Below are 25,873 nucleotides of genomic sequence, written 5' to 3' on the forward strand. Positions count from 1 at the left end.
GTGCCGAACGACCTGCCCGACGACTGGTCGTCCTGGAAGGACCGGGTCGACCTGGACACCTACGACGCCCGGTGGGCGGCGATGGCCGAGGCCGGCCACGACCCGCACGGCGAGGCCGGCCTCGTGCAGGCGCTGCTGGAGGGCGGCGCGGTGCTCGACGGTGGCTGCGGGACCGGTCGGGTCGCGATCGAGCTGGACCGTCGCGGGATCGATGTGGTCGGTGTCGATCCCGATCCCGACATGATCGCCGCCGCCCGGGCGAAGGCGCCGGGGCTGCGCTGGGCGGCGGTCGGTCTGGAGGATCTCGACCTGCCCGAGCGGTTCGGGCTGGTGGTGCTGGCGGGCAACGTGATCCCCTACGCCGATGACCGCGCGGGGGTCGTCGGCGGGTGCGCTCGCCACCTGCGCCGCGGCGGGCTGCTGCTCGCCGGTTTCACGTTGCGGCCCGGCTGGCCCACCCTCGACGAGTACGACGCCTGGTGCGCCGCCGCGGGTCTCGTGCCCGAGCAGCGGTGGGCCACCTGGGACCGGGAGCCCTACCGGGGCGGTGACTACGCCGTCTCCGCGCACCGGCTGCGCTGAGGCGGGTCAGCAGCCGGGGCCGCCCGGCTGCAGGGGTGCGACACCGAGCGGCTGGATGTAGGAGTCCCCTCCGGCCCGGGCCAGTGCCTCGCACGCCCGTCCGCGGTCGCTGAACGGTCCGAGATAGACGACGTAGATCAGCTCGCCGGTCGGGGTTCGCGGCCGGAACGAAGTGCAGCTGCCGAGTGCCCGCAGGTAGTTCGAGCCGGGATGGCGGTCGAGGTGCTCCTGGACGTCCTGCGGGTAGCGCGCCGGATCGATCCCGGCGCCGACGATGACCACATCGGCCCCCGTGCAGCCGAGCCGGGTGACCGGCCGGGCCAGCCCCAGGTCGCCGTCACCGGCGGCCGGGTCGGACGTGGCGGTCGGTGGCGCGCCGGTGGTCGCCGAGCCGGCCGGCTGCAACGGCCCGGGTGAACCGGGCGCCGTCGGCCGCGGGTCCGGGGCCGGTGGCGAGCTCAGGGTGGGCACGGCGATCGCGGTGTCGCCGTCGCCGTCACCCCGGTCGGGCAGGATCGCCCACACCACGCCGACCAGGACGGCCGTCGCGACCAGGGCGGCCCCGATCGCGAGGACGAGCCCGCGGCCCCGGTGTGGTGGTGGGGCAGCGGCGCCGTCGTGGTCGGGCAGGATCCAGGTCGGCCCGGGCCCGGGGTCCGCCGGTGCAGTGGCGGCCGGCGCCGCGGCCGGGGACGCGTCGCCCGCGCCGGGACGGGTTCCGCCCGGCGGTGCCGCGTCCCGGTGCGTGCCGTTCGGCGGCGGAGCCGGGGGCGTGCCGTACGGCGGCGGTCCCGGGGGAGCGTGGTGCCCCGGGGCGCCGGCCCGGTCCTGCGCCTCGGCCGGTGCACCTGCGCCGCTCGGGGCCGCCGGCGGAACCGCGCCGGCTCGGGCCGGCGCGGGCACCTCGGTCCGTGCCACGGGTGCCTGCGGGGCGCCCCCGGCCAGCCGGGTCACCGCGGCGGCGAGCGCCCCGGCGGTGGGGTAGCGCTCGTCCGGTCGCTTGGCCATCCCGCGGGCGACGATGTCGTCCCACCCGGGATCGAGCTCGGGCCGCAGCGCGGTGACCCGCGGCGGTGGCGCCATCAGGTGCGCGGAGAGCACGGTCGCGGGCTCCGCACCGGGGAACGGTGGCCGCCCGGTCAGCATCTCGACGAGCACGCAGGCCAGCGAGTAGACGTCGGCGCGCCCGTCCACCGGGCCGAGGGAGTCGGACAGGCGCTCCGGGGCGAGATAGCCGAGCGTCCCGACGGTGGCACCGGTCGCGGTGAGCGCGGTGTCCGGATCGGGTCCGACGGCGCGGGCGATGCCGAAGTCGACGAGCGAGGTGAAGTCGTCGCGAGCCTCCACGACCAGCAGGTTCGCCGGTTTGACGTCGCGGTGCACCATCCCGGCGGCGTGTGCCGCGTCCAGCGCGTGCGCGGCCTGCCGGACGATCCCGGCCGCCCGCACCGGGGGCAGCGGGGCCCTGCGGGACAGCAGCCGGGCGAGATCCTCGCCGTCGATCAGGCGCATCGACAGGTAGAGCCTGCCGTCGACCTCGCCGTAGCCGTGCACCGGGACCACGTGCGGGTCGCGCAGCTCGAACGCGGCCCGGGCCTCGCGACGGAACCGCTCGACGGTGACGCGGTCGGCGGCCAGGGCCGCGGGCAGCACCTTGAGCGCGACCTCGCCGCCGTGCCGCCGGTCGTAGGCACGGAAGACGACACCCATCCCGCCCGCTCCGAGCCTGCCCCGGATCTCGAAGTCGCCGAACTCCGCACCGATCGGCAGATCGCCGACATCCATGAGCCCCCCAGCTGCAGTCCGACGAAGCGTTCATACCAGGCGGGCCGGGTGGTCGGGCCGGTTCCGCAACGTCATTGAGAGTGCCACTGAGAGTGCCACTGAGAGTGCCACTGAGAGTGGCACTGAGAGTGGCACTGAGAGTGGCACTGAGAGTGCCACTGAGGATGTCGGGGAGAACATCGTCGGGACAGTCACCGCCCGTCCTCGGGCACGTGCGCACCCGCCGACTCCCGGCCTCGGCCCGTCCACCCCCGGCCCGCACCGATACCGTGGGCCCGGTGACCGATCTTCCGACGTCCGGACGGCCCCCGGGCATCGCCCGGCGGATCGGCAGGCCGCGGAAGGGCGAGCCGACGCTGACCCGGGAGCGGATCGGTCGCGCAGTGCTCGACGAGGCGGCGGGCCGCGGCGCGGACCGGGTGACCATGCGATCGATCGCCGAGCGGCTCTCGGTGACCCCGCGCGCGCTCTACAAGATCGTCCGGGACCGGGACGACGCGCTCGCCGCGGCCGTCGCCGTCGCCGAACGGGAGTGGCCCGACGGGCCGCACGACCCGGAGCGCTGGGAGGACGGGCTCGCCCGGTTCGTCCGCGAGCTCCGGGCCTGGTACCGGCGCTACCCGGTGCTGCTGCGGATCGTGGCGTCCACCCCGATGGACGACGAGGTGCGCGCCGCCGCCCTGCGCAACATGGAGGTTCTCGCCGGGTTCCTGCTGGCGACGGGGCTCCCGCCCGAGGACGTGGTCCGTGGCTGCGACCTGATCATCGGCACCGTCGCCGGTTTCACCGAGATCGAGGAGTGGGAGGCCAGGGCGGCCGCGGCGGACCCCCGGAACGGCCCGCCGGAGGAGGTCACGCCGGTCACCCGGGCAGCCGCCAATGAGGACGAGCTGCCGCACCTGCGCTCGCTCGGGCACGTCCCGCCGGCCACCGCCGACGAGCGCTTCGAGGGGCACGTCGAGATGCTGTTGCTCTGGCTGGGCGCCCGGATCCCCTGACCCCTCAGGCCCGGCAGAGCAGCTCGCCGTGCGGGACGACGAACCAGCCGTCGGGGTGCTCCGCCCAGGCCCGCCAGGCGTCCGAGATCGCGGTCAGCTCGGCCGGCTCGGCGAGGCCGCGCTCCAGCGCCATCCGCCCGACGCCGGTGTGGATCCGGTCCGCCCACATGCCACCCCAGGCGGCCCGCTGCACCGGTGTGGCATAGCACCAGACCGCGGCCGAGGGGACCACCTCGGTGAACCCGGCTGCGTGCGCCCAGCCGAGCAACCGCCGCCCGGCATCGGGCTCGGCGTCGTTGCCACGGGCGACCGCCCGGTAGAGCTCCAGCCAGCGGTCCAGCCGAGGATCGGCGGGCCACCAGTGGAACCCCGCGTAGTCGGCGTCCCGGACGGCGACCAGCCCGCCCGGGCGGGCGACCCGGCGCATCTCACGCAGCACCGCGACCGGGTCGGACACGTGCTGCAGCACCTGGTGGGCGTGCACGACGTCCCAGGTGTCGTCCGGTTCGGACAGGGCGTAGGCGTCGTCGACGGCGAACTCGACGGCGACGCCGCGGTCGGCGGCGGCCGCCCTGGCCTGCTCCAGCGGCTCCGGCACCAGTTCGACGCCCCGGACCCGGCCCGGCGCCACCCGGGCCGCCAGGTCGACGGTGATGCTGCCGGGACCGCAACCGACGTCGAGCAGCGACGTGCCCGGTGCCAGGTGCCCCAGCAGGTAACCGCAGGAGTCCTCGGCGGTGCGGGCGGAGTGCGAGCGGACGACGATCTCGGGATGGCCGTGGGTGTAGACGTCGCGCGGTGGCATACCGGCCAGCGTGCCCGATCACCCGCCCCGGTCGTGCGGCCGGGCGCGGCGGATCCGGACCGGCCCCCTCGCCGTCGACGGGTCGACGACCGCGCCGCCCGCGACGATCTCGACCGCTCCGGCGGCGACCAGCCGTCGCGCCGCCATCCGGACCGGTTCCATCAGGTCGCGCCAACCGTCGGGCGCGACCCGTCGGGCCGCTTCGGACGGGCAGATCGTCGCACCGGCCCGGCGCTGCGCGAGCAGGTCGGTGATGGCGTCCTCCAGGTCCCGGTCGACCTGCCGGAGGCCGCGCTCGCGGCACTCCGCACAGCAGAACCGGTCCGTGTCCGGGCCCTCGGTCCGGCGCCCGCACACCGCGCAGCTCGTCGCCTCCACCCGGCCATGGTCGGACGGGTGCGGTCCTCGCGCGCGGTGACGCTCAGCTCCGGGCGAGGACGGCGGCCTCCAGGGCCTCCCGCATCGCGGGCTCCGGCCCCGGCCGGCCGGTCATCAGCTCGACCTGTGCGACCGCCTGCTGCAGCAGCATCTCCAGGCCGGACACGATCGTCGCCCCGGCCGCGGCGGCACCGGCCGCGAGGGCGGTCGGCCACGGCGCGTACACCGCGTCGAGCAGCACGGTCCCGGGCCTCCAGCGCGCACCGGCGAGCACGTCCGCGACGCCCGCGGGCAGCGTGGAGACGACGACGGCGGCCCCGTCCAGCACGGTCGCGGCGGCGACCGGGTCACCGAGCACCGCGTGCACCCGTGCCTCGGTGCCGAGCCGGGCCGCGGTGGCCTGCAGGTCACCGGAGCGGCTCGCATCGCGGACCAGGACGTCGATCCCGTCGACCTCCAGGTCGTGCAACCCGGCGAGCGCGGCCTGGGCGGTCCCGCCGGCACCGAGGATCACCGCCCGCCCGGCGCCCGCCCCGGCGGCGCGCAGCGACTCGGCGATCCCGGTGACGTCGGTGTTGTGCACGGTGCTGCCCCCGTCGGTGAACACCAGCGTGTTGCCGGCGCCGATGGCGGCGGCACCGGGGGAGACGGTGTCGGCGACGTCGAGCACGACCCGCTTGAGCGGCATGGTCAGCGACAGGCCCACCCACTCCGGGCCCAGCCCGGCGACGAACCCGGCCAGGCCGGCCTCGTCGACCTCGAACCGGTCGTAGCGCCAGTCCACCAGGCCGAGGGCGGTGTAGGCGGCGTTGTGCAGGGCCGGGGACAGGCTGTGGGCGATCGGCGAGCCGAGCACCGCGGCGCGGCGCCCGGGTGGGGCGGAGGTCGTCACCCCCGGAGTATCCCTGCCCGCCCGCGCGGCGAACCGTGCGGCACCGGGTGGGAGGCTGCGCGGGTGAGCGGAACGGTGCTGGTGTTCGGCGGTCGGAGCGAGATCGGGGTGGCGGTCGCGCAGCGCCTCGCCGGGCGGGAGGCGGGCACCGTGGTGCTCGCCGCACGCCGGGCCGGTGAGCTGGACGCCGAGACGGCGCGGGTGGCCGCGGCGGGCGCCCGCGTGGAGACCGCCGAGTTCGACGCCGACGATCTCGCGGCGCACCGCCCGCTGATCGACGACGTGCGGGCCCGGCACGGGCGGATCGATGTCGCGGTGATCGCCTTCGGTGTGCTCGGCGACCAGGCCCGCGCCGAGACCGACGCGGCGCACGCGGCGGCGATCGTGCACACCGACTACCTCGCCCAGGTTCACCTGCTCACCGAGCTGACGCAGGTGCTGCGGGAACAGGGGAGCGGAACGCTGGTCGTCTACTCCTCGGTGGCCGGGGTGCGGGTACGGCGGGCCAACTACGTCTACGGCAGCGCGAAGGCGGGCCTCGACGGGTTCGCCTCCGGCCTGGCCGACGCGCTGCACGGATCCGGGGTGCGGCTGGTGCTGATCCGGCCCGGCTTCGTGATCGGCCGGATGACCGAGGGGATGCATCCTGCTCCGCTGTCCTCTACCCCGGAGCAGGTCGCCGACGCCACCGTCGCGGCTCTGCGCCGTCGCAGCGGGAACGCCGACGTCTGGGTGCCGGGCACCCTGCGGTTGCTCTTCGCGGTGCTGCGGCTGCTGCCGCGCGCGGTGTGGCGCCGGATGCCCCGGTAGGGACGTTCCACGAGCGAACGTCCTGCCGTGATCGGTGTGTGGCACTTCCCAACCCGTGATCCGGGTCATATCGTCACGTGCGCATCGACCTGAGCTGACATCGACGTCGGAGGAGAGCACAGTGGCACAGACCCGTGGGGCCGTGGTCCGGAGCGCACCGGGCAAGTTCGAGGTCGTGGATCTCGAGCTCGACGACCCGCGCCCGGGCGAGATCGAGGTGAAGATGGTGGCGTCGGGGCTCTGTCACTCCGACGACCACATCGCCACCGGGGACATCCCGGTCGGCACCTACCCCTTCGCCGGGGGACATGAGGGCTCGGGCATCGTCACCCGGGCCGGCGCGAACAAGAAGGGCCTCAAGGAGGGCGATCACGTCGTCTTCTCCTTCCTGCCCTCGTGCGGGCACTGCCGTTGGTGCGCGAGCGGCATGCAGAACCTCTGCGACCTGGGCGCCGGGCTGCTCGCCGGCACCCGGTGGGAGGAGAACACCACCCGCCTGCGGCTGGCCGACGACGGCACCCCGGTCGGCCAGATGTGCGGGATCTCGACCTTCTGCGAGACCACCCTGGTCTCGGAGGACTCCTGCGTGAAGGTGCCCGACGACATCCCGCTCGAGGTCGCCTGCCTCGTCGGTTGCGGCGTCGGCACCGGCTGGGGCTCCGCGGTGAACGCCGGCGGCGTCCAGCCCGGACACACCACGATCGTCATGGGTATCGGCGGCATCGGTATCAACGCCGTGCAGGGCGCCGCGCACGCCGGCGCCAGCAACATCATCGCCGTCGACCCGGTGGCGCTCAAGCGGGAGACCGCCCAGCAGCTCGGCGCCACCCACGCGGTGGAGACGATGGAGGAGGCCACCGAGCTGGCCAAGCAGTTCACCAACGGCCAGGGCGCCGACCAGACGATCATCACCGTCGGCGTGCTGAAGCCCGACCACGTCGGGCAGGCGATGGGCTCGATCCGCAAGGCCGGCACCGTCGTCGTCACGGCACTGGGCGACATCAACTCGACCGAGCCGCTGCCGGTCTCGCTGGCCGACGTCACCCTGTTCCAGAAGCGGATCCAGGGTGCGATGTTCGGCATGTCCAACCCGAACTGGGACATCCTGCGCCAGCTGGAGCTCTACCGCTCCGGCGCGCTGAAGCTCGACGAGCTGGTCACCACGACCTACACCCTCGACCAGGTCGCCACCGCCTACGAGGACATGCACGCCGGCAAGAACGTCCGCGGCGTCATCCGCTACTGACCTCACCGGTGGCACGTCCAGGGCCCCGGTCCCGCCAGGACCGGGGCCCGACCCGTGCCGCCGGACCGGTCACGGGGATCCGGGGGCGCCCTGCGGGCCCTCGCGCGGGACCGCCAGGGCCGCGGCCGTCGAGGCGGCGATCCGCAACGACCCGACCGCGGTCGGGTGGAACGGGTCCGGCCGGTCCAGGCCCTGCAGGTCCGGTCCCAGCTGATCGGCGGACGGGGCGCAGAGCGGGGTCAGGTTCGGTGCCGCGGTGGTGAAGCCGAAGCGGGCCGCACCGTCGGCCAGCACGTCGTTGAGCCTGCGGTTCCGCTCGGTCAGCAGGTCGATCTTGTCCTGGTCCAGCCCGGCGGCGCCGGGCGGGCCCTGCATGTCGGCGCAGGTGGGGTCGAACTGCGCCGGGAACGGGTCGTAGGACAGCGTGACGACGACCCGTGGATCACCGGGCAGCGCGTCCAGGTCGCTGAACAGCGCCCCGACGTCGCGGGCGAACACGGCCAGCCGGGACTCGAACTCGCCCTCGGCGAGCCGGTCGTCGCAGGTCTCGGAGCCGTAGCAGTAGAGAAGGAAGTCCGACCAGGCCAGATCGTTCGGGCCGATCGCGACGGCCACCCACTGCAGCCCCTGTACCTGCTTGAGCCGCCCGACCTGGGGATCGAGGGTCACGCCGTCGCGCTGCTGCGGCCCACGCAACCCGGCGGGGATGCTGGCCCCGGCGCACGCCAGGTTCAGCACCTGCTCGCCGCGCAGCAGCGACAGCTCGGCGGCCGTGGAGTCGGCGCTGCGTGCGCAGGCGGCGTCGTCCGGGGCGACGGAGCCGTCCGGCTGTTCGAGGGGTGGACCACCTACCCGCGCCGCCCGGGAGTCGCCGATGACCGCGCCGGTGACGCCGGTGACGGGTGGGCCGACCGGTGACGGCGTGATCGCAGATGCGCCGACCAGATCGGTCAGCGAGGTGATCGAGGCGAGCCCGGTCGTCGTCCCGTGCAGCGCGGCGACACCGGCACCGCCCCACAACAGCACCGACGCGGCCACCGCGATCGTGGTCATCCGGCCGATCGGGCCGGCGTGATCGTCCCAGTGCACGGGTTCGCTGTCCTGGCGCCGGGCCCGGCGCAGCGCGACCAGCAGCCGCACGCACCCCATCAACCCGCTCGCCAGCAGCGCCGCGACGATCATGCCGGCGGCGCCCCACAGGTACCAGGTGGCGAAACCGTCGGTGAGCGTGCGGACGGCGTCCCCGGCGCCGTCGACGGTGTGCGGGCCGAGCACCGGGCCGTTGTCCTCGGGGCGCTTCAGCGGCCCGACCGACAACCGCGGCCGGATCGGGCCGTAGACCTGCACGCTGCTGAGATCGAACTCGGCGTTGCCGATCTGGACGATCTGGGCCGGGCCGGACAGGGTCAGCGGCGGGACGCGGGCACCGACGCCGACCTGCTGGCCGAAGACCTCGACCTGCTTCTCCGGCGTTCCCATGATCACCAGCGGCACGCCGACGACCGCGATCAGGGCGAGCACCAGCAGGGTCGGGAGCGACCGGGCCTCACGCAGCAGGCTGCGGAACCAGGACGTGCGGGCGGAGCTGACGGGCACCGTCAGCGAGGGTCACCGGGGAGCTGCATGCCCCACATCGTGCCCGGACGAGCGCCGGGCGTCACGGGTGATCACCACCGGGGTGGCCGACGGCACCCCCGCGCAACCGGGGACGCAACCGGTCCGGCCCGACGGCGTGGCCCGCCTCGATGTCGGAGGCGAGCGACTCGGCGTGCGCGGTCAGGCCCGCCAGGTCCAGCCCGGCCGGAGCGGCCCGGTCGAGCACCCGCCAGATGCGGACGCCCTCGGCGCCGCGGCGCAGCAGCGCCACCGCACCGCGGGCATTGCCGCGCTGGGCGTGGGTGAGTCCGACCGCGAGCTGGGCCAGCGCTCGCCAGAGCTCGCGGCCGTCGTCGTCGCAGTCCTTCCAGGTGCCCTCCAGCACCTCGTGCGCCTGGAACGGCAGGCCCTCGTCGAGCAGCCGCTGGGCCTCGGTGACGGCCTCGTCCGGCGGTAGGACGAGATCCTCGGGCACTCGGTCGACGCCGGTCGCGCCGTGCGGGAGCGGCCGGCCCGCGGCGTCCCGGGGGCGGGCGTTGCGGGCACGGCCGCGGTCGTCGCGATCGCGGGTCGCTGTCATGGCTCCGACCCTGCCATCCGCACGGCGACCGGGCACGCCCGATGCGGGCGGGGCTCCGGACATCCGCCGATGATGATTTTGCGACACAATCCCGCGGGTGCTCGTCTCCGAGATCCCGGCCCGGCGTGCGGCAGCTCCGGTCCGGCGTGGCAGGTGGTCCGCCGCGGCGGCCTGGGGGGTCGCGGTCGGCGTACCCACCCTGGTGCTGGCGTGCCACATGGCGCTCTACGGCCGCTGGCTGATCGACGACGCCGGGATCACCTTCGCCTACGCCCGGTCGATCGCGGCCGGCGCCGGCCCGGTTCTGCAGCCGGGTTCGGCCCCCGTGGAGGGCTGGTCGAATCCCACCTGGCTGGCCCTGCTGGTCCTCGCCTCGGTGGTCGGGCTGTTCGACCACGGCACCTGGTTCGGGGTGTCCGACCTGGTGCTGTTCCCCAAGGCCGCGGCGCTGGCCTGCGGCGCCGGGGTCGCGGTCGCGTTCCACCTGATCGCGCGCGAGGTCGTTCCCTCCCGGTGGCGGGCCGCGCTGGTGTCCGCGGTGGCGGGGTCGCTGGTGGCGGTCGTCCCGTCGTACGCGGTGTGGATGTCGTCCGGGCTGGAGAACCCACTGCTGGCGGTCGTGACGTCGGCACTGGCGGCGACGCTGGTCCGGGCGGTGGCACGGGAGCGGCTCACCGCGCCCGGTGTCGCGGTGACGGCCGGGTTGCTCGCCGCGGCCGCGGCGTTGACCCGGCCGGACGGGCTGGTGTACGCGGTGGCGTACCCGCTGGTCGTGGTGCTCCTGCTGCGCCGCGGCACGGTGCGACGGGCGGTTGCCGCGGCGGGCCTGTCGGTCGTCGCGTTCGCGGTGCCGTACGGGGCCTACCTGGCCTGGCGGCTGGCCACCTTCGAGCTGTGGGTGCCGAACACGGCGGTCGCGAAGGCGCAGGAGCTGCCGGGGCTGGCCGCGCTCGACCGGCCGGTGGAGCTGGTGCCGGTGGTCGGCTGGTTGCCGGTGTCGATCGCGGTGGGCGCGCTCGGGGCGGCGCTGCTGCGCCCGGGACGGCACCGGCCGCTGCTCGCGGTGCTGCTGGTCCTGTTCGCACTGGCGTTGGGGGCCTACGCCGTGTTGGAACCGGACTGGATGGGGCTGCAGCGTTTCGCGACACCGGTCTGGGTGTCGGGTGGGCTGACCGGGGTGCTGGCCGCGGAGCGGGCGGCCGGTGCGATGACCGGCCGCGGCCGGGTGGTCGCCGGACTGCTGGTGGCGGTGGCACTGGTGGTGTCGGCGTCGTCGTGGTCGCAGATCGCCCGCGGCTTCCGGAACGGCCCGACGGTGCCGCTGTGCGCGATCGCCGTCGGGATGGGGGCGGCGCCGAACGCGTTCGGTGACATCCTCGGCATCCGCACCGGCCGGATCGCCACGCCGGACGTCGGTGGTACCGCCCTGACCAGCCGGTACGAGGTCGTCGACCTCGCAGGTCTGGTGTCGGCGCCGCTCGCCCGGTACTACGCCGACGACGACATGGCGGGCCTGCGCGATCACGTGCTCGACGAGGTGCGCCCGGAGTTCATCGAGGTGCACGGCAACTGGGCGCGTAACACCGGCCTGCTCGACGACCCGCGCACCGCGCAGCGCTACCTGCCGGTGCTCATGGTGGCGCCCGACTCGGGCTACCTGGTGCGCCGGGACCTCGTGACCGATCCGGCCCGGCTCGCCGCGGCGACCAGCTACGCCGAACAGGTCACCCAGCCGCGCCGGGTGGCGGCGAGCTCGGCGCCCCGATCGGGCTGCGGGACGCTGCGTCCCGGTTCGACGGAGGCGCTGACCGTCACCCGGTGATCAGCCGGACTCCAGCGGCCCCAGCTCGGCGGTGAACTCGTCGAGGTAGCCGGTCCAGTCGAGGATCGGGGCGGACGGGCGCACGACGAACTTGGTGAGTCCGCCGTCGAGGTGGCGGCGGATCAGCTCCGCGACCCCGTCCCAGCCGATCCCGACCAGCTCGCGGGGGTCGACGTCCGGGCGTTGCGCGGCGGCGCGGGCCAGCGCGGCGTCGGTGTCCGTGCCGGGGACGGCGACCCAGACGTTGGTGCCGTAGTGGTCGTCGTCGATCGTGCGGCCCGCCTCCTCGGCCGCCCGCTCGATCACGGCGCGACCGCGCGCCGTCTCCGCCGGGGTGAGGAAGCTGGCCAGCCAGCCGTCGGCGAGCCGCCCGGCGCGGCGTAGACCCGCCTCCGCCCGGCCGCCGAACCACAGGTCCAGGGGTTGCACCGGTCGCGGGACGATCGAGGCGTCGTCGAGGGTGAAGAACTCGCCGTGATGGGTGACCGAGTCCTCGGTCAGCAGCCGCCGCAGCACGGTGACCGACTCCTCGAACACGGCGGCGAGCCGTCCCGGCACCGGGTAGAGCTGGCGGTCGTGCGGGGACGCGGCACGGATCCCGAAGACCGGCAGGATCCGCTTCGGCGCGAGCACCGCGAGCGAGGCGAGCTCGGCGGCGAACAGCATCGGGTTGCGGCCGGGCAGCACCGTGACGCCGGTGCCGACCTTCAGCCGCCGGGTGCGGGCGGCGGCCCAGGTGCTGCCGACGGTCGCCTCGATCACCCCGGTGGAGGGCAGGTCGGCGAGCCAGAGGGAGTCCACGGCGGACTTGTCGAGCGCGGCGAGCAGCTCGTCGAACTCGGTGCCCAGGTCGGGGAGCGAGCGTGCCCCCAGCAGCCCGACGCCGATCCGTACCTTGCCGTGCGGGGAAGCGGCCACTCACTCCACGTTACGCCCTGACCACTGTGGGGTCACGCTCGTGGGGAGTGGACCACAGTCCTCGGGCGGCTCGGTGAGATCGCGCGGGCCGGGCGTCCCTGGCTCCCGCTCCTGCCGGTGTCGGTGGGTCGGCTGCGACGACGAAACGGCGGCTCGGGTCCGACCGCGACGTCGCCGTCCCGGCGGGACAGCGTGTTCGCCGGTCCGGACGAGCTCCTCGTCACCTGGTGACGGGCGGCCCGAAACCGGCAGCCGAGCGGAACCGGGTGGAACACTGGCCGCGTGTCAGACGGTATGGGCCGCCGGGAACGCAAGAAGCTGGCGACGCGGGAGGCGTTGGTCTCCGCTGCGCTGGAGCTGTTCGGCGAGCGCGGTTTCGACGGTGTCACGGTCGCGGAGATCGCGGAGCGGGCCGACGTCAGCACCCGGACGTTCTTCCTGCACTTCCCGACCAAGGAGGACGTCCTCGCCGGTGACGCCGACGCGCGGCTGCAGATCGGCCTGGACGCGCTGGCCGAACACGTGCCGGGGGAGGGTCCGGAGGACGCGCTGGCCAGAGCGATGCGTCTGATGATCGACGACGGCCGGCCCGAGGAGCTCGCTCTCGGCCGGGTCCGCTACGACCTCTCCCGTGCGCACCCGTCGATCCGGGCGAACAGCGTGCGTCGCCGGTTCGAGGCGGAGAAGCTGCTGGCAGCGGCCTTGCGGGAACGGTTCGACGACCGGATCGACGAGATCGGCGCGGCGGCGCTGGTCGCCGCGGTGATGGCGGCGACCTACGCCGCCGCGACGACCGTGCTCGCCAGCGGTGCCGCGGTGCCGACGATCCAGGACGCGATGCACCGCGCCGTCGACATCGCGCTGTGGGGGAAGCGCCGCAATGGCTGAGCAGCCGGGGCGACGCGAGCGCAAGAGGCTGGCGACCCGGCAGGCCCTGATCGACGCCGCCGTCGAACTCTTCGAGGCGCAGGGGTTCGACGGGACGACCGTCGCCCAGATAGCCGAGCGGGCCGACGTCACGCCGCGGACGTTCTTCCTGCACTTCGCGTCCAAGGAGGACGTGCTGACCGGCGGTGCGGCCGCGCGGGTGGAGCTCGTGCTCGACGTGCTCTCGGCACCCGGACCCGGTGAGCACATGGTCGACACCCTGGCCAGAGCGGCGCACACGATGATCGACGACCTGCCCGAGCAGGAGGCCCGGCTCGCCTGGCTGCGACTGCGCCTCGCCGCGCAGGACCAGCGCTTCCAGGCGAGCATGTTCCGCGGTCGCGGCGCCGCGGAGGCGCGCTACGCGCAGGCGCTGCACCGTTCGTTCCCGGAGGAGGTCGACGAGCTCGGCGCCACCGTCTCGGTCGCGGCCGTCATGGAGGCGATGTACGCGGCCGGGCTCGTCGCGCTGCGCGCCCGGGAGACCCCGGAGGGGGTGCGGGCGGCGATGCACCGGGGGGTCGAGATCGCGCTGCGCGGACTCGGGGGCGGGTGACCAGCGGGACGAGTCCGGCGGTGTCGTGATGGCTGTCGTGATGGTTGTGGAGCGGTGCCCCGGGAACGACAACAACAGCACCGCCTGAGTTGACTACATTGACTGCATTACTACACTCAGCGAAGTAGCGTGGTTCCGCCCATCCTCCCGGAGCGTCGTGATGTCCCAGCCCTGTCGAAACCCGTGTCGGCCGTGCGGTGCGCGATGAGCGTCGTCGTCGTGGGTGGCGGTCCCACTGCCCTGCTGCTGGCCGGTGATCTCGCGGCGTCCGGAGTGGACGTCACGGTTCTGGAGCGGCGGACCGAACAGTCCCCGCTGACCAGGGCGTTCGCCGTGCACGCCCGGACGCTCGAGCAGCTCGACGCCCGCGGCCTTGCCGACGACCTGGTCAGCGGGGGTGCGACGGTCGACGAGTTCCGGCTCTTCGGCTCCGTCTCGATCGATCTGACCGCCCTGCCCAGCCGGTTCCCGTTCCTGCTGGTCACACCCCAGTACGAGGTCGAGCGGTTGCTGACCGCGCGGGCGGTGGACGCCGGGGCCCGGTTCCGGAGCGGGGTGCGTGTCGACCGGGTCGTCGACCACGGTGACCGGGTCACGGTGGGCTGGACCGGCCCGGACGGGCGCCCCGGGGAGACCGGCGCGGCGTACGTCGTCGGCGCCGACGGCCACCACAGCACCGTGCGCGACCAGCTCGGACTGGACTTCCCCGGCGAGTCGGTGGTCCGCTCCCTGATGCTCGCCGACGTGCGGATGAGCGACCCGCCGCCGGATGTGCTGACCGTGGACGGCAACCGGCACGGCTTCTGCTTCGTCGTGCCCTACGGGGACGGCTGGTACCGGGTGATCGCCCGGCGGGCCGGTTCGGAGCTGCCCGACGACGCGCCGGTGCAGCTCGACGAGATCACCGAGGTCGCCCGGCGGGTCTTCGGGACCGATCTGGGTATGCACGACCCGCGTTGGCTCTCGCGCTTCCACAGCGAGGAGCGGCAGGTCACCGCCTACCGGAGCGGACGGGTGTTCCTGGCGGGCGACGCCGCGCACGTGCACTCCCCGGCCGGCGGGCAGGGTATGAACACCGGCCTGCAGGACGCGGCGAACCTGAGCTGGAAGCTCGCGGCCGTGCTCGACCGGCGGGCCGCGCCCGCGCTGCTCGACACCTACGACGCCGAGCGGCGTCCGGTCGGCGCAACGGTCCTGCGCCTGTCCGGGGGGCTGATCCGGGCCGCGCTGCTGCGCGCGGCACCGGCCCGCGCCGTGCGGAACCGGGTCGCGCGGACCCTCCTCGCGCTGCCCCCTGCGGCCCGCCGGATCCGAGGGTTGCTGACCGGGATCGGGTACGCCTACCCACGCGCCGCCGGTGCGGGTGCGCAGGTGGGCCGGCGCGCCCCGGACGCGGTCGGGCCGGACGGCGTCCGGCTCTACGAGGCGCTCCGGGGTGGCCGGTTCGTACTCACCGGACCGGCGGCGCGCTCGGCGCGCCACGATCTCGTCGCCGGGTTCCCCGGGGTGCAGTCGACACTGATCCGGCCGGACGGCTACGTCGGCTGGGCCGCCGACGGCACCGAGGGGCTCGGCGCGGCGGCGGCCCGGCTCGGGGCGCCGGGCGTCGACCTCGGCGCGCCGGACGGGCCCCGGCGATGACGGCCGGATCCGGTGTCACGATCGACGACGTCGACATCGACTCCGGGGGTGTTCGACTCACCGGGCGGCTGCACCGTCCGGCCGGGGCGGGCGACCGGCTGCCGCTCGTCGTCATGTGTCAGGGCTTCGGCGGTCTCGCCGCCCGCCTCCGGATGCAGGCGCACACGCTCGCCGAGGCCGGCGTCGCGACGCTCACCTTCGACTACCGCAGCTTCGGCAGGAGCGGGGGCGTGCCGCGCCACGTCGTCGACCTGGCCGGTCAGCGGGCGGACCTGCGCGCTGCGATCGTCGCCGGCTCCGCGTTGCCGGGCGTCGACCCGTCCCGGGTCGCCGTCTGGGGCGTGTCACTGGGCGGGGCACACGCGGTGCACGTCGCGGCCGACGGCGCCCCGGTCGCGGCCGTGATCGCGCAGGTGCCGTTCAACGGTTTCCCGCGCCGGGTCGAGGGCCGCAACAGGTGGACGACGGCGCGACTGTTCGCCGCCATCGTCCGGGACCGGCTCGGTCGCCGCCTGGGGGCGGCACCGCACTACGTCCCGCTGGTGGGGCGGCCGGGGGAGGTCGCGATCGTCACCACGCCGGAGGCCGTCCGGCACGTCACCGACCTCGGCCCGGACGTCGAACGGGTCGAGCAGGTCGCACCGGGCGCGGCGCTGGACATGCTCCGCTACCGGCCCGGGGACGTCGCCGACCGGGTTCCGGTGCCGGTGCTGGTCTGCGCCGCCGAGTTCGACACCGAGACGCCGCTGCCGCTGGTCCGCCGGATCGCCGACCGGGCACCGCACGGTGAGCTGCGCGTCTTCCCGGCGACGCACCTGGAGTTCTACGACGATCCGCAGCTGTGGGCCCGGGTGGCGCGGACGCAGGTCGAGTTCCTCCGGCGCACCGTCGCGGCCGAGGCGCCCGGGCGGGGCGCGGGATGAACGACTACCTGTTCGCGCTCACCGACGGCGGCGGCACCGTCCCGCCCGAGCTCGGGACGGTCCGCCGCCTGCTCGCCCGCGGTCACCGGGTGCGGGTGCTCGCCGACGACTCGATGGCACGCGGCGTCGCCGCGACCGGGGCCGAGTTCCTCCCGTGGGAGCCCGGGTCGGGCGGCCCGCCGCCCGCGGCCGGCTTCCGGGACTGGGAGCTGCGCACCCCGTGGGCGCTGGCCCGCGGCATGGCCGAGCACATGCTCGTCGGCCAGGCCCCGGTGCAGGCCGGGCGGCTCTCGGTCGAGGTCGCGGCGGACCGGCCCGATCTGGTCGTCACCTCGTTCGGTGCGTTCGGCGCGATGGCCGCCGCCGAGGCCGCCGGACTCCGGTACGACGTGTTGATACCGAACGTCTACCCGGTCCCGGCGCCCGGCCTGCCGCCACTGGGCACGGGATGGCGGCCGGGGCGGACCGCGCTCGGCCGGTTCCGGGACCGGGCCGCCGGGGCGGCGGCCTCGCGGCTCCTGGGCCGCTACGTGCTGCCGCCGCTGAACGGCCTGCGGTCCCGGCTCGGCCTGCCGCCGCTGCGCGGAGTGTGGGAGCAGCTGCGCCGGGCCCGGCACCGGCTCGTCCTGACGGCCCGCAGCTTCGACTTCCCGGCCCGGCTCGACCCGGGCGTCCGCTACGTCGGCCCGGTGCTCGACGACCCGTCCTGGGCCACGGCACCCGACTGGTCCGCGCCGGAGGGCACCGGTCCGCTGGTGCTGGTCGCGCTCTCCTCCACCTTCCAGGACCAGCGCCGGTGCCTGCAGAACGTGGTGGATGCGCTGATCCGGTGCCGGGTCCGTGGCCTGGTCACCACCGGGCCCGCGCTCGATCCGGCCGGCATCCGCGGCGGCGACGGGATCACCGTGGTGCGCGCGGCCCCGCACGCCGAGGTGCTCGAACGGGCCGATCTGGTGGTGACGCACGGCGGGCACGGCACGGTGCTCAAGTCCCTGGTCGCCGACCGTCCGCTGCTCGTCCTCCCGCACGGTCGTGACCAGTGGGACAACGCGACCCGGGTGACGGCCCGGGGTGCGGGGCGCATGCTGCGCCCGACCGCGTCACCGGCCCGGCTGGCCCGCGCCGTCGACGACCTGCTGCACACCCCGTCCTGGACCGCGGCGGCGCAGCGGCTCGGCGCGGCCGTCCGGGAGGAGATCGCGCACAGCCCGCTGGTCGCGGAGCTGGAACGGACCGGTCCGTGACCGGGACGGCGGGGCGTCACGACGAGCGGGAGTGGCCGGTGGGCGCCCGGGCCCGGCCGAGTCACATCCGCCGGTTCGAGGTGACCGCGGACGGGTCGCTGCGCGGCGGAGAGATCCTGGCGATCTCCGACGCGGGCGGGTTCGACGGCGTCCGGGTCGACGCCGAGGGGCGGATCTGGGCGGCGGCGCACGACGGCCTGCACTGCGTCCATCCCGACGGGACGGTGCTGGGCGTACTGCGGGTGCCGGAGATCTGCTCGAACCTGGTGTTCGCCGGCCCCCGGTGCAACCACCTGTTCATCACCGCGACCACGTCGGTGTACGCGATCCGGTTGTCGGTGAACGGGGCTCCTCCGCCGGCCGGTCGCTGATCCGCGCGCGGGGCAATCTCGTCGCCGGGTGGTGTGGCGGCGCCACGGTGCTCCGGCACGGCCGCGTCCGGTCAGGTGGCGCCGCGGTGTTCCAGCGCGGCCGCCGCGATCCCGGCGGCCTCCAGCCCCAGGTAGCGACGGGTGAGCCGGCCGAGCACCGTCCCGACGACGACGCCCACCGGAGCGTGCTGGGCCAGGCCGAGCCGCAGCCGGGACCGGCCGGGGCCCCGTCCGGTCACCAGGTGCGTCCCGGTGGTTGCCACACCGAGGCCCCGGGCGACCCAGGTCAGCTCGGCGCCCTCGACGAGCCGGGTGACCGTCCAGGTCATCGGGACGAGCCGGGGCTGGACGATCCGGACCCGGTCACCGGGTGCGATGCCGCCGTCGAGCAGGTCGATCCGGGTGATGGAGTCGGTCCACCGTGGCCAGTCCACCGGGTCGGCGAGCACGGACCACACGTGCTCGGCGTCGGTCGGGACGTCCTGCTCCACGACGAACTCCATCGCCCCTCCTCGGGTGTACCGTCCGGCACGCAACCAGGTTGTACCACCTGGTACGTCCAGGCGTCAGCATTGCACGTCATTATGGAGCAGTCGATGTAGTGATACAGTGACTGTAGTAATATCGGAGGCGTAGGGCGTCCGACGCCGAGCCATCGGAGGCGGAGATGAGCGCGCGCACCAGCGACGGAACCGGCGGGTTCGCCAGCCCCGCCGCCCGCAGGCGCTTCCAGCTGGCCTATCACCGCGCGCTCGCCCGACTCCCCGAGCCGAGCACCGAGCACGACGTGCCGACCCGCCTCGGAACGGTGCGCGTCCTGCAGTACGGCGACGGGCCGGGACGCCCGCTGATGCTGCTGCCGGGCCGGGGCGCCACCACCGCCCTGTGGCTGCCACAGATCCCGGTCTGGTCCCGCAACCGCACCGTGCTGGCTGTCGAACCGCTCGGCGACGCCGGCCCGAGCGTGCCGGACCGGATCCCGCGCACCGCCGACGACCAGGCGGCGTGGCTCGCCGACACCGTCGAGGGGCTCGGCACCGGGCCCGCGCACGCCGTCGGTGTCTCCTACGGGGCCTGGCTCGCGGCCAACCTCGCCGTGCGTGATCCGTCCGCGTTCGCCTCGCTGACGATGATCGAACCGGCGCAGGTGCTGGCCCGGTTCCCGATGGCCTTCCTGCCCGCCGCTCTGGCGGCGTCCCGGTTCGCCCCCGAACCGGTCCGGCGCCGCGCGCTGCGGTGGATCATCGGCGGTGGGTCGCTCGACACCCCGACCGGACGGGTCACCACCGCGGTCGCCGCGGGACACCGCGGCGCGGCGGTACCGCCCGCCATGCTGTCCGACGACGAGCTGCGTTCGCTCACCCTCCCGGTCCAGGTGCTCCTCGGTGCCGAGAGCCGGACCCACGACGCGGCGCGGGCCGCTCGACGGGCACGGGCGCTGCTGCCCGACGCCCGGGTCGAGCTGGTCCCCGGCGTCGGTCACTCGCTGTCCGGTGAACGGCCCGACCTGGTCGAGGCCCGCGTACTCGACTTCACCGCCTTCCAGGAGGGTGCGCCGTGGCCGAGCTGACCTACCAGGGCCCCGGCGGCACCGTCGCCGTCCCGGACCTCGGGGACGGGGGGGCACCGGTCCGGCACCGACGTGCTCGTCGTCGGCGCCGGACCCACCGGCCTCGCACTCGCCTGTGGCCTGGCCGCCGCCGGGGTGCGGGTCCGGGTCCTGGACCGGGCCGACGGGCCGTCGGTGACCTCGCGGGCGAACATCCTGCATGCCCGCGGGGTGGAGGTGCTCGACCGGCTCGGCGCGCTCGGCGACCTGCCCGCCGACGCCGTCGCCCCGACCGGGCTACGCATGTACGTGCGCGGCGAGCACCTCGCGACCATGACCTTCGCCCACGACGAACGGGAGAGCACGCAGGCCCTCTACGTCTCTCAGGCCTCGGTGGAACACCGGCTGCGGGAACGCCTCGACCGACACGGTGTGCGGGTCGAATGGCGACGAGAGGTGGCGGAGCTGGAACAGCAGGCCGGTGGTGTGACCATCCGGACCTCCGAGGGCGGCACGATCGAGGCCTCCTGGCTGGTCGGCTGCGACGGTGCGCACAGCCGTGTCCGGGAGCTGGCGGGCATCGGCTTCCCCGGTGTGCCGATCGTCGAACGGTTCCTGCTCGCCGACGTGCACGCCGACGGGCTCCCCGACCGTTCCGGCGGCGCGGGCTGGTTCCACCGTGAGGGCCTGATCATGGCGATGCCGATGCCGGACGAGGTCGGGACGCTGTGGCGGCTCATGGCCGACGTGCCCGACGACGGCCGCCGCCTCACCCCCGACGACGTCGTGCGCGAGCTGGCCGGGTTGATCGAGGAGCGTGCCGGGATCGTCGGCACCCGGATCTCCGACGTCGTCTGGACCTCGGTGTTCCGCATCCAGCGCAGACTCGCCGACGGCTACCGGTCCGGCCGGGTCCTCCTCGCCGGTGATGCCGCGCACATCCACTCCCCGTTCGGCGGTCAGGGCATGAACACCGGCATCGGTGACGCCGAGAACCTCGCCTGGAAGTTGGCCCTGGTCGTACACGGCGGGGCGCGGGCGGCGTTGCTCGACACCTACGGTGCCGAGCGCAGGCCGGCGGCCGCCGACGTGCTCCGGCGCACCACTACCAACACCCGGATGCTCGTCGCGCAAGGGTGGTTCGCCCGGTTGCTGCGCGATCACGTGCTCATCCGGATCCTCGACCTGCCGAGCGTCCAGCGCCGGGCGACCCGGGTCGCGTCCCAGCTGGACCTGAGCTACCGTCGCGGCCCGCTGGGCGGGGGCGGGCGGGCGCCGCGGCCGGGAGACCGTGTCGGCGAGCGTCCGGTCACCGTCGACGGGGGACGGCTGCGGCTCGCCGACCTGCTCGGGCCGGGATGGGCGCTGGTCGGCCGGGACCTCGCGCCGTTGCGCGCCGTGCTCGACCGCAGGCTTCCCGGCGCCGTCACGCTCGCCGCGACAGACCGCGCGGACGCGTTGCTCATCCGGCCCGACGGCCACCTGCTGTGGCGGGGGACCTCCCCGGCCCGGCTGGAGGCGACCCTGGAGGCGGCGGGCATCCGGCCGGTCGGGGCGCACCGGTGAACGGTCTCCTGCCGACCGTCCGCGCACTGTTCGACGCCGGGTAGAAGGTCGCGCTCCGGATGCGGCACAGTGGAGCCGTCCGACTCGACGACCTTGCCCGGAGGCCGCCCCCATGAACGACCCCACCCTCGTCGCCCGGATCTTCCGGATCGTCGCGATCGCCGAGGCGGTGTCCTGGACCGGCCTGCTGGCCGGGATGTTCGTCAAGTGGGTGCTGGGCACCAGCGAGATCGGGGTGCAGGTCTTCGGCCCGGTGCACGGTGCGCTGTTCGTCGTCTACGTGCTGGTCACGTTGTGGACCGCGAGGCTGTTCCGCTGGAGCCTGTGGACGACGGCGGTCGGCCTGCTCGCCAGCGTCCCGCCGTTGACGACGATCTGGTTCGAGCGTCACGTCGTGCGGACCGGGCGGCTTGACGCGGACCGGGCGCGAGGGCCCCGCCGGGTGCGCCGCTTGACGGCGTAGGTAAGCCTCGGCTAACTTCTGCGTTGTCGCTTCGTGGTGGGAGCGGCGCGTCAGTTCGGGAATCACGGCCCGGCCGCCATGACCACAGCGGCCGGGCCGTCCTGCGTTCCGGGGTGCCTGGACGGCACTCGAGCCGGTCCGGCCCGGGGCTTGACATTGAGGTAAGGCTTGGCTAATTTCGTCGTGTCGCTTCGTGGTGGGAGCGGCGCGTCAGTTCGGGACGAGGGCCCGGCCGTGTCGATCACAGCGGCCGGGCCCTCACACGTTCCGGTCGTCATCCTCCGGGTCGGCCAGTGCCGCGTAGATCGGTCGGAGTGCCTCGGTGAGTCGCTTCCGGCCGGCCCGCAGCTCCGGCTCCGGCACCTGGTTCAGCACCGCTCCCGGTTCGGTCTCCGGTGGTCGCGGCGGGACGGTGGTGGCGGCGGGCGCCGACCAGAAGTCGTCCAGCCGGTCGGCGAGCGCCACCGTCTCGGCCGGCCCGGCCGCACCGGCGGCCTGGTCGCGTTCCTCGCGCAACCGCCCCAGCAGCGTCGCCCGGTCCCGGCCGCGCAGCGCCAGCAGGATGAACGGATCGGTGTCGCAGCGCTCGGCCAGCAGGTAGAACACCGCGGCCAGGTGTTTGCAGGGCACCGTCGCGTCCGGGCAGGAGCAGTCCTGCGACAGATCGTTGCCGGGTGCCGGGAACAGCGACAGCCCGAGCCCGCCGAGCAGCTCCTCGATCTCGGTCGGCACCGTCCCGGCGAGCAGCGCAGCCGCGTACCAGGCATCCGCGGCGAGGGCGTGCTCCACCCGGCGCCACTCCGGCTTGTCCCAGACCCGCAACCCGATCCGCACCCGGTAGGGCTGTGGCCGGGTGCCCTGGACCAGTGCGACGGCGGCCCCCGCGTCGACGTCGAGCGACACGATCTGCCCGGACCGGGCGTAGGTCTTCCCGCGGGAGAGCCGCCCGCCGACGCCGAGCTGTTCCAGGACGGACAGGAACCGCGCCGACCACCAGGTGCGGGCCACCGGGCCCTTCGGGGCGTGGATCCGGATGCCGCCCTCGACCCGGATCGGGCGACCGCCGGTGAAGTCGTCCTGCGCCCAGAACGGCCGGTCGCTCACCGGAGCCCCCCGGCGGCAGGCAGGTCAGGTTCTGCATCGGAGTCGCTGTCGGCCACCGCGTCGGCGCCCAGCGCGAAGACCTCCCGCAGCTCGCCGACCGACAACGAGGTCAGCCAGTCCTCGCCGTCGGTGACGACCATGTCCGACAGCGACCGTTTCGACGCGACCAGCGTGTCGATCCGCTCCTCGACGGTGCCCGGGCAGACGAACTTGCGGACCTGGACCGAACGCTTCTGGCCGATCCGGAACGCCCGGTCGGTGGCCTGGTCCTCGACGGCGGGGTTCCACCAGCGGTCCAGGTGGATCACGTGGTTCGCCGCGGTCAGCGTCAGCCCGGTACCGCCGGCCTTGAGCGAGAGCAGGAACACCGAGGGCCCGTCCGGTCCCTGGAACGCCGCGACCATCTCGTCGCGGCGCTTCTTCGGGGTGCCTCCGTGCAGGTAGAGCACCTCGGTGTCGAACCGCGCCGACAGGTGCGGGCGCAGCATCGCCGCGAACTCCGTGTACTGGGTGAACAGCAGCGCCTTGTCTCCCGCGGCGAGCACCGTCTCCAGGATCTCCTCCAGCCGGGCGACCTTCCCGGAGCGGTGCCGCCCGCCCGCCCGGTGGATCGGCGAGCCGTCGTGCAGCAGCTGTGCTGGATGGTTGCAGACCTGTTTGAGCTTGCTCATGGCCGCGAGCACGTTGCCGCGGCGTTCGATGCCGTCGCTGCCCTCGATCTTCTCCATCATGTCGTCGACGACCGTGCGGTAGAGCGAGGCCTGCTCGCGGGTGAGCCGGTGGTCGACCACGATCTCGATCTTCTCCGGCAGGTCGTCGATCACCGTCGGGTCGGTCTTGACCCGCCGCAGGAGGTACGGGCGCGTGATCCGGCGCAGGGTCCGGGCGGCCCCGGCGTCGCCGTGCCGCTCGATCGGCACCGCGAAGCGCTGCCGGAAGACCTCGGGCACACCGAGCATGCCCGGGTTCAGGAAGTCCATCACCGACCACAGCTCGGCCAGCCGGTTCTCCATCGGGGTGCCGGTGAGCGCGATCCGGTGCGCCGCGTCGAGCGAGCGCATCGTGCGGGACGCGGCGGCAGACGAGTTCTTGATCATCTGGGCCTCGTCGAGGACGAGCCGGTGGAACCGCCACAGCCGCAGGTCCTCGGCGTCGCGGGTGGCGGTGGCGTACGTCGTGACGACCAGGTCCACCGCCCCGAGCCGCTCGTGCAGTGCCGCGCCACGGGGCCGGCCCGCGCCGTGGTGGGCGTGCACCCGCAGGTCCGGCGCGAACCGGGCGGCCTCCCGCTGCCAGGTGCCGACCATCGACATCGGACACACGATCAGCGTCGGTGCCCCGGGCGCACCCTCGTCGGGGGCCCGGTCGTGTGCCTCCAGGGCGAGCAGTTGCACGGTCTTGCCGAGCCCCATGTCGTCGGCCAGGCAGGCGCCCAGCCCGAGCGACGACAGGAAGGCCAGCCACGCGACGCCGCGCTCCTGGTAGGGGCGCAGCTGCGCGGTGAACCCGGACGGCGGCGGCAGCGGCTCCAGATCGCGGTCCGCGGTGCCCTCGAGCAGCTCACCGAGCCGGCCGTGCGCCGTCACGTCGGTCACCGGCAGCGGGGCGTCGACATCACCCCGGGCGGCGGCCAGCACGTCGTGCACGGTGGGGGTGCGGTCCCGTGCGCGGCGCAGGAAGTCCAGACCGCGGGCCAGCGCCTCGGCGTCGACCGCGACCCAGCGCCCACGCAGCCGGACCAGGGGAGCCTTCGCCGCGACCAGAGCGGCGATCTCCTCCTCGGCCAGCTCGTCGTCGCCGACCGCGATCGACCAGCGGAAGGTCGCGAGCTCGTCACGGCCCAGACCGCCCCGGGTGACCACCCCGGGGGCGGCCGCCGACGACGCCGACAGCTTCAGCCCGAGCGTGCGCGCGCCGTCCCACCCGCGGGGGAGCGCGACCCCGAACCCGGCCGCGAGCAGTGCCGGGGCATCCCGGGTGAGGAACCGGTGCGCCCCGTCGACGTCCAGCGCCAGCTCGGTGGGCCGGGCGCTGCGCAGCGCCCGGACCAGCGGCGGGAGCACCTGGGCGGCCCGGCCCAGCTCGGCGAGCAGCACCTCCTGCGCGCCGGCGACGAGATCGTCGGCCGCGCCTGCCCAGACGTCGGCGGCCTCGATCTGCAGGCTCGGATCCTCGGTGGACTGCAGCACGAACTGCAGCTCCCAGCGGGTGCCCTCACCGGTCTGGTCCAGCGGGTCCGGCCCGGGATCGGCCGGGTCGTGCATCGAGGGCACCTCGGCCAGCCGGAACAGCGCGGTACCTGCACCGGCCTGCTCGCGGCCGACCTCCGCCCACTCGTCGAGGGCGTCGCGCAGCACACCCAGCCCCTCCGCGCCGGCGGCGACCGCCGGGTCCGGCCCGGTGAGGGCGTGCAGCAGTGCTGCCACCGAGTCCGGCCGCGACGGCAGCGGCATCACCGATGAGCGGCCCAACCGCTCCCGGACCGCGGTATCGGTGAACCGGGCCAGCGCCGAGTCGACCAGCTCCTCCGGGGCGGGGCCGGAGACGTCACCCGGTCGCCGCTGCTCGGCACGCGCCACCGGCGGCAGCCGGCGCACCAGATCGGCCCGGGCCACCGCGTCCAGACCCTGCACCACCGGACGCCAGCGGGCGACCGGTCGGCCGGCCTCGGTGCGCAGCAGCGGAAGCACCCGCCCGCGGGCGGCCAGCTCCTCGGCGATCGAGGCCAGCTCGGCGAGATGGGCGACCTCGTCGCCGTAGCGCACGTCGGCCGAGAGGTCCCTCAGCTCGGACGGGTCCACCAGTACCGCGGGGACCGTCCACGGCGCCAGCGTGGGGTCGCTGCGCGAGTGCACCCTCGCGGTCGACCGGACGAGGCCGGGGGAGTCCTGCGGGCCGCCGGGGAAGGACGGCAGCAGCACCGTGACCGAGGCGTTGCGACCCGGGTGCACCGCGGCCAGCTCGTCGGAGGGCACCGCGAACGGGTGCGGGCGCGCGGTGCGCAGCGAGCGCCGGGAGGTGCGGGCCGGGCGCTCCCCGTCCTCCGCCCAGAGCAGCACGCCGCGGCCGGGGGAGAACAGGGCGTGGACGACGAGCACGCCCCCACGCTAGAGGCGA

23 protein-coding genes and 1 pseudogene are annotated in these 25,873 nt (G+C 74.7%); 14 read left to right on the forward strand and 10 right to left on the reverse strand.

Going from position 1 to position 25,873, the window contains the following annotated elements:
• Positions 1-582 carry a class I SAM-dependent methyltransferase gene (locus AB0J24_RS23120; protein ID WP_358684660.1) on the forward strand — a complete coding sequence of 194 codons (582 nt, stop codon included), beginning with the start codon at positions 1-3 and terminating at the stop codon, positions 580-582.
• Between the two features lie 6 nt (positions 583-588).
• On the opposite strand, the gene AB0J24_RS23125 is transcribed toward AB0J24_RS23120, so the two are convergent.
• Positions 589-2,367: a protein kinase gene (locus tag AB0J24_RS23125; protein WP_358684662.1), complete on the reverse strand. Its 1,779-nt coding sequence runs from the start codon at positions 2,365-2,367 to the stop codon at positions 589-591.
• 278 nt (positions 2,368-2,645) lie between these two features.
• Between AB0J24_RS23125 and AB0J24_RS23130 the strand changes: the two genes are divergently transcribed.
• Positions 2,646-3,365, forward strand: a complete 720-nt coding sequence (locus AB0J24_RS23130) for a TetR/AcrR family transcriptional regulator C-terminal domain-containing protein (protein WP_358684665.1) — start codon at positions 2,646-2,648, stop codon at positions 3,363-3,365.
• 4 nt (positions 3,366-3,369) lie between these two features.
• Here the strand turns inward: AB0J24_RS23130 and AB0J24_RS23135 are convergent, their stop codons facing one another.
• Genes AB0J24_RS23135 through AB0J24_RS23145 form a run of 3 tightly spaced genes read right to left on the reverse strand, consistent with a single transcriptional unit; the run spans position 3,370 to position 5,440 of the window.
• Positions 3,370-4,170, reverse strand: coding sequence for a methyltransferase domain-containing protein (locus AB0J24_RS23135; RefSeq protein ID WP_358684668.1), 801 nt, complete (start codon positions 4,168-4,170; stop codon positions 3,370-3,372).
• Between the two features lie 18 nt (positions 4,171-4,188).
• Positions 4,189-4,548, reverse strand: a complete 360-nt coding sequence (locus tag AB0J24_RS23140; RefSeq protein WP_358684670.1) for a DUF3253 domain-containing protein — start codon at positions 4,546-4,548, stop codon at positions 4,189-4,191.
• Positions 4,549-4,591: 43 nt separating this feature from the next.
• Positions 4,592-5,440: a shikimate dehydrogenase gene (locus AB0J24_RS23145; protein ID WP_358684673.1), complete on the reverse strand. Its 849-nt coding sequence runs from the start codon at positions 5,438-5,440 to the stop codon at positions 4,592-4,594.
• 63 nt (positions 5,441-5,503) lie between these two features.
• Between AB0J24_RS23145 and AB0J24_RS23150 the strand changes: the two genes are divergently transcribed.
• Positions 5,504-6,250: an SDR family NAD(P)-dependent oxidoreductase gene (locus tag AB0J24_RS23150; protein WP_358684675.1), complete on the forward strand. Its 747-nt coding sequence runs from the start codon at positions 5,504-5,506 to the stop codon at positions 6,248-6,250.
• A 121-nt stretch (positions 6,251-6,371) separates the two neighbouring features.
• Positions 6,372-7,496: an NDMA-dependent alcohol dehydrogenase gene (locus AB0J24_RS23155; protein ID WP_358684677.1), complete on the forward strand. Its 1,125-nt coding sequence runs from the start codon at positions 6,372-6,374 to the stop codon at positions 7,494-7,496.
• Between the two features lie 69 nt (positions 7,497-7,565).
• Here AB0J24_RS23155 and AB0J24_RS23160 read toward each other — a convergent pair whose 3' ends face one another.
• Complete coding sequence (locus tag AB0J24_RS23160) at positions 7,566-9,092, reverse strand: GDSL-type esterase/lipase family protein (RefSeq protein ID WP_358684679.1); 1,527 nt, start codon at positions 9,090-9,092, stop codon at positions 7,566-7,568.
• A 61-nt stretch (positions 9,093-9,153) separates the two neighbouring features.
• Positions 9,154-9,672, reverse strand: coding sequence for a DUF309 domain-containing protein (locus AB0J24_RS23165; protein WP_358684682.1), 519 nt, complete (start codon positions 9,670-9,672; stop codon positions 9,154-9,156).
• Positions 9,673-9,769: 97 nt separating this feature from the next.
• Between AB0J24_RS23165 and AB0J24_RS23170 the strand changes: the two genes are divergently transcribed.
• Complete coding sequence (locus AB0J24_RS23170; RefSeq protein WP_358684684.1) at positions 9,770-11,494, forward strand: hypothetical protein; 1,725 nt, start codon at positions 9,770-9,772, stop codon at positions 11,492-11,494.
• Here AB0J24_RS23170 and AB0J24_RS23175 read toward each other — a convergent pair whose 3' ends face one another.
• The gene (locus AB0J24_RS23175; protein WP_358684686.1) at positions 11,495-12,412 is read right to left on the reverse strand and encodes a TIGR03854 family LLM class F420-dependent oxidoreductase; all 918 of its coding nucleotides are present in this window, start codon (positions 12,410-12,412) and stop codon (positions 11,495-11,497) included. It lies immediately after the preceding gene.
• Between the two features lie 282 nt (positions 12,413-12,694).
• Here AB0J24_RS23175 and AB0J24_RS23180 point away from each other — a divergent pair, with 282 nt between their 5' ends.
• From AB0J24_RS23180 to AB0J24_RS23205, 6 genes and pseudogenes are all read left to right on the forward strand, one after another.
• Positions 12,695-13,300 (forward strand): TetR family transcriptional regulator, encoded by a 606-nt coding sequence (locus AB0J24_RS23180; RefSeq protein WP_358684688.1) that lies wholly within the window; start codon positions 12,695-12,697, stop codon positions 13,298-13,300.
• Positions 13,293-13,895, forward strand: coding sequence for a helix-turn-helix domain-containing protein (locus AB0J24_RS23185; RefSeq protein WP_358684690.1), 603 nt, complete (start codon positions 13,293-13,295; stop codon positions 13,893-13,895). Before AB0J24_RS23180 ends, AB0J24_RS23185 begins: the two co-directional genes overlap by 8 nt.
• A gap of 204 nt (positions 13,896-14,099) precedes the next feature.
• Positions 14,100-15,536: an FAD-dependent monooxygenase gene (locus AB0J24_RS23190; protein ID WP_358684692.1), complete on the forward strand. Its 1,437-nt coding sequence runs from the start codon at positions 14,100-14,102 to the stop codon at positions 15,534-15,536.
• On the forward strand, positions 15,533-16,459 hold the full coding sequence (locus AB0J24_RS23195) for an alpha/beta fold hydrolase (RefSeq protein WP_358684694.1): 927 nt from the start codon (positions 15,533-15,535) through the stop codon (positions 16,457-16,459). Before AB0J24_RS23190 ends, AB0J24_RS23195 begins: the two co-directional genes overlap by 4 nt.
• Positions 16,456-17,703 carry a glycosyltransferase gene (locus tag AB0J24_RS23200; protein WP_358684697.1) on the forward strand — a complete coding sequence of 416 codons (1,248 nt, stop codon included), beginning with the start codon at positions 16,456-16,458 and terminating at the stop codon, positions 17,701-17,703. The genes AB0J24_RS23195 and AB0J24_RS23200 overlap by 4 nt, the downstream gene beginning before the upstream one ends.
• A gap of 56 nt (positions 17,704-17,759) precedes the next feature.
• Positions 17,760-18,074 (forward strand): annotated as a pseudogene (locus AB0J24_RS23205) (SMP-30/gluconolactonase/LRE family protein); the annotation flags it as partial.
• Between the two features lie 71 nt (positions 18,075-18,145).
• Here AB0J24_RS23205 and AB0J24_RS23210 read toward each other — a convergent pair.
• Positions 18,146-18,577 (reverse strand): SRPBCC family protein, encoded by a 432-nt coding sequence (locus AB0J24_RS23210; protein WP_358684700.1) that lies wholly within the window; start codon positions 18,575-18,577, stop codon positions 18,146-18,148.
• A gap of 164 nt (positions 18,578-18,741) precedes the next feature.
• Between AB0J24_RS23210 and AB0J24_RS23215 the strand changes: the two genes are divergently transcribed.
• The 3 genes from AB0J24_RS23215 to AB0J24_RS23225 all read left to right on the forward strand — a co-directional run bounded on the left by AB0J24_RS23215 (position 18,742) and on the right by AB0J24_RS23225 (position 21,652).
• Complete coding sequence (locus AB0J24_RS23215; RefSeq protein ID WP_358684702.1) at positions 18,742-19,644, forward strand: alpha/beta fold hydrolase; 903 nt, start codon at positions 18,742-18,744, stop codon at positions 19,642-19,644.
• Positions 19,645-19,716: 72 nt separating this feature from the next.
• On the forward strand, positions 19,717-21,189 hold the full coding sequence (locus AB0J24_RS23220; RefSeq protein ID WP_358684705.1) for an FAD-dependent monooxygenase: 1,473 nt from the start codon (positions 19,717-19,719) through the stop codon (positions 21,187-21,189).
• A gap of 112 nt (positions 21,190-21,301) precedes the next feature.
• Positions 21,302-21,652 carry a DUF3817 domain-containing protein gene (locus AB0J24_RS23225; protein WP_358684707.1) on the forward strand — a complete coding sequence of 117 codons (351 nt, stop codon included), beginning with the start codon at positions 21,302-21,304 and terminating at the stop codon, positions 21,650-21,652.
• Positions 21,653-21,910: 258 nt separating this feature from the next.
• Here the strand turns inward: AB0J24_RS23225 and AB0J24_RS23230 are convergent, their stop codons facing one another.
• Positions 21,911-22,756 (reverse strand): SWIM zinc finger family protein, encoded by an 846-nt coding sequence (locus AB0J24_RS23230; protein WP_358684710.1) that lies wholly within the window; start codon positions 22,754-22,756, stop codon positions 21,911-21,913.
• Positions 22,753-25,854: a DEAD/DEAH box helicase gene (locus AB0J24_RS23235; protein ID WP_358684713.1), complete on the reverse strand. Its 3,102-nt coding sequence runs from the start codon at positions 25,852-25,854 to the stop codon at positions 22,753-22,755. Before AB0J24_RS23235 ends, AB0J24_RS23230 begins: the two co-directional genes overlap by 4 nt.
• Positions 25,855-25,873 lie beyond the last annotated feature (19 nt).

The organism is Pseudonocardia sp. NPDC049635 (genome assembly GCF_040659795.1).
GTDB lineage: Bacteria > Actinomycetota > Actinomycetes > Mycobacteriales > Pseudonocardiaceae > Pseudonocardia.

Excerpts from the sequence above, each read along its gene's own strand:
- AB0J24_RS23165 (WP_358684682.1), bottom strand. The coding sequence starts at position 9,672 with ATGACAGCGACCCGCGATCGCGACGACCGCGGCCGTGCCCGCAACGCC.
- AB0J24_RS23190 (WP_358684692.1), top strand. The coding sequence starts at position 14,100 with ATGAGCGTCGTCGTCGTGGGTGGCGGTCCCACTGCCCTGCTGCTGGCC.
- AB0J24_RS23210 (WP_358684700.1), bottom strand. The coding sequence starts at position 18,577 with ATGGAGTTCGTCGTGGAGCAGGACGTCCCGACCGACGCCGAGCACGTG.
- AB0J24_RS23215 (WP_358684702.1), top strand. The coding sequence starts at position 18,742 with ATGAGCGCGCGCACCAGCGACGGAACCGGCGGGTTCGCCAGCCCCGCC.
- AB0J24_RS23225 (WP_358684707.1), top strand. The coding sequence starts at position 21,302 with ATGAACGACCCCACCCTCGTCGCCCGGATCTTCCGGATCGTCGCGATC.
- AB0J24_RS23125 (WP_358684662.1), bottom strand. The coding sequence starts at position 2,367 with ATGGATGTCGGCGATCTGCCGATCGGTGCGGAGTTCGGCGACTTCGAG.
- AB0J24_RS23195 (WP_358684694.1), top strand. The coding sequence starts at position 15,533 with ATGACGGCCGGATCCGGTGTCACGATCGACGACGTCGACATCGACTCC.
- AB0J24_RS23185 (WP_358684690.1), top strand. The coding sequence starts at position 13,293 with ATGGCTGAGCAGCCGGGGCGACGCGAGCGCAAGAGGCTGGCGACCCGG.
- AB0J24_RS23200 (WP_358684697.1), top strand. The coding sequence starts at position 16,456 with ATGAACGACTACCTGTTCGCGCTCACCGACGGCGGCGGCACCGTCCCG.
- AB0J24_RS23135 (WP_358684668.1), bottom strand. The coding sequence starts at position 4,170 with ATGCCACCGCGCGACGTCTACACCCACGGCCATCCCGAGATCGTCGTC.